Source organism: Mesorhizobium sp. M8A.F.Ca.ET.021.01.1.1 (genome assembly GCF_003998025.1).
Classification (GTDB): domain Bacteria; phylum Pseudomonadota; class Alphaproteobacteria; order Rhizobiales; family Rhizobiaceae; genus Mesorhizobium.
Map to the genome: position 1 here is coordinate 1 of NZ_RZSJ01000683.1, position 3,060 is coordinate 3,060.

At 64.2% G+C, this 3,060-nt stretch carries 1 protein-coding gene and 1 pseudogene; both read left to right on the forward strand.

Features of this window, described 5'->3' with window-relative positions; translation table 11 throughout:
* Positions 1-1,978 (forward strand): annotated as a pseudogene (locus tag EOA36_RS32140) (hypothetical protein); the annotation flags it as partial.
* Positions 1,888-2,829: a caspase domain-containing protein gene (locus tag EOA36_RS38600; RefSeq protein WP_245464530.1), complete on the forward strand. Its 942-nt coding sequence runs from the start codon at positions 1,888-1,890 to the stop codon at positions 2,827-2,829. The pseudogene EOA36_RS32140 and the gene EOA36_RS38600, both read left to right, overlap by 91 nt.
* Positions 2,830-3,060: the final 231 nt, after the last annotated feature.

Genomic DNA, 3,060 nt, shown 5'->3' on the forward strand with positions numbered 1-3,060 from the left:
CAGGACCATCCGTATCTGGGACTGGCAAAACGGCGTCAGCCTGCGCACCATCCGTGGCTATCTCGGCAACGGCAACGACGGCAAGATCTCCGCGGTCGCGGTCTCGCCGGACGGCAAGACGATCGCCGCCGGCGGCTATTTCGGCGCTGGTCTCGGCGACAGGCCGCCCTATGGCGACATCAGGCTGTTCGACTTCGCCACCGGCAAGATGAAGGCCGTACTCAAGGCAGCCGACTACGCGACCTATGACCTTGCCTTCTCTCCCGATGGAAAGATGCTGGCCGGCGGTGGCGCCGATGGCGTCGTCTATCTCTGGAGGCTGGACGACAAATCCACGGCCGGATGGACGCTGGACAAAAAGCTCGACGCCGATTCCTGGCATATCGACAAACTGGCTTTCGCCGCGGTGGGAACCCGACTGGCGGCGACAACGACGGACAATGGCATCCGGCTCTGGGACATCACGAAGGGCGAGCAGATCGCCTTACCGGCCGAAGCGGAGCAGCTGCGGGACGTCAGCGTCATGGCGCTGGCCGTTTCGCAGGACGGCAGCCAGTTTGGCACCGGCAGCAAGGACGGGCAGGTCCAAATCTGGCGTGCGGCTGACGGCACTCTGGTGCGCGCCATGCCGAAGCAGGATTTCCTCATCGGTTCGCTGACCTTCGCCAAGGGGTCACGTCTGATCGCTTCCTGCGGCTACCGCTGCGCCAACAAGCACCGCTCCATCGTCTGGAACACCGACACTGGAGACAAGCTGCTCGACTATGCCGGCCATGACGGCACAGTCTACGCCAGCGCCGCCAATGCCGACGGGTCGCTGGTGGCGACGGCCGGCGGTACCCGCAACGCCATCCAGGTCTGGGACCCGGCGACGGGTGAACGCAAGGCCCTGCTGCAAGGATCGGGGGAGCCGGTGACCGCGGTCGGCATCGACGCGGCGAACGGCATCATCGGCTGGGGCGATGCCAACCCCTGCCCCGAGCGCGTCGCCTGCCCGGAACAAATGGGCGCGCTGGAAAAGAAGCTGGAACTGCCGACCGCCGAGCGGTTCTTCGACGACCCCCAGCTGCTGACGGAGCAAAACTCGTTTGCCCGCGCCACACTGACCAGCGGCCAGTGGTCGCTGCACGCCACGGTCGGCGGCAAGGACGCGCTGGAAAACGCAGTGCTGGAAATCGCCAATGGCGGTAAGGTCGTGCGCACGATCGAGAACGACGCCACCAACGGCTTTGCCCATTCCGCCTTCACGCTGATCGACAACGGGCTTGGCCTGATCACCGGCGGCAATGACGGCACGCTGCTGGAGTACAAATCCGCGACCGCCAGGGTATCAGGTGAATTCACCGGCCACACCGGCGAGGTCAACGCTATGGTCGCCTCCGAAAAGGCCAGCCTGCTGGTCACCGGCAGTGCCGACCAGACGCTCCGGCTCTGGAACCTGAAGACGCACGAACTGATCGTGTCGATGTTTTTTGCCGGGTCGCAATGGATCGCCTGGATGCCGCAGGGCTATTACTATTCCTCCGACGAGGGCGACAAGCTGATCGGCTGGCACGTCAACCAGGGTCGCGACCATGAAGGCCGCTTCATCCGCGCCGGCCAGCTGAAGAAATACCTCTGGAGCCCGGAATGGTGCGCCGCGCCATCATCCTGCGCAGCGCCAGGCAGGCGGTCAAGGAGATGCGGCCCGGCGTCGACGACGAGTTGCAGAAGCTTCTCCAGCGCAAGCCGCCGGAGTTCGGCATCCGCCTCGCCGGCGATCAGAGCAAGGTGCGAGACGGCTACGTCGCGGTCGAAATCACGGGCGCCAGGGAGGCTGGCGCTGATGCCGCCGGCTTCTCGATCCTTTCGAACAGCCGCAATGTCGGCGACGTCACCGCCCGCTCGGTGGACGGCAACAACACCATCGTCGAGGTTCCGGTCGAGGATGGCCAAAACACCATTCGCATCACCGGCACCAATGAATACGGCTATCTGACCGAGCGCAGCGTGACGACGCTGGCAAGGAAGGCCGAGAAGGCCCAAGCCAAGGGCAAGCTCTATGTCGCGGTCATCGGTGTCGACAAATACCCGTTCCTGACCGATGCCTGTTCCGGCCACGCCTGCGACCTGCGCTACCCCGTCGACGATGCCACCGAGTTTCTCAAGGTGGTTGCGCAGAAGTCGGCGCCGCTGTTCTCGTCGATGGAATCGCTGGTGCTGGTCAACCGCCAAGCGCTCGACGAGAGCCCCGACAAGGCGCAGCAGACCTACACCGTCGCCAGTGCCGGCAGCATCATGGAACCGGACTCGCACACGATCGATGACCAGCTCGCCGATTTCCTCGACCGGCCTGGCGAGCACGACACCACCATCATCTTCGTAGCCGGCCACGGCATCAACATCGACGAGGATTACTATTTCATCCCGACCGATGGCCGCAAACAGGACGCCGAGCGCTGGAAGCGCTCTTCGCTGGTGGATTGGTCCGACATCCAGAAATCGGTCGAGCGGGCCAAAGGCATGCGCTTCATGCTGCTCGACACCTGCCACGCCGCCAACGCCTTCAATCCGCGGCTGGAAAAGGATGCGCAGGACGCGCGCATCGTCGTCTTCTCGGCCACCGCCGCCAACAACACCGCCGCCGAATTGCCCGAACTCGGCCACGGCGTCTTCACCTATTCGATCCTCGAGGGCCTGCGCGGCAAGGCGAGAACCCCGGATGGCGGCGTCACGCTGTTCGGGCTGGCCGATTTCATTTCGCACGAGGTGGTGCGGCTGACCGCTTCGAAGCAGAAGCCGTTCTATTATGTCGGCGGCGTGGAAAACATCGTGCTGGCCGAGCCGTGACCATCAAACGTCGGCGCCAAGGGACCCCCCTCTGTCCTGCCGGACACCTCCCCCTCAAGGGTGGAGATCAGCTGTTTCCTGGCTTTCGCCAATCCCTGACGTTGAGAAAGAGAGCGCCGCCAATGAAGCTGCCAATCTCCCCCCTTGAGGGGGAGATGTCCGGCAGGACAGAGGGGGGCCGACTGGGCGCCGACATTTTGCAGATCTTGGCAGCCCTCCTGTTCACCCTCC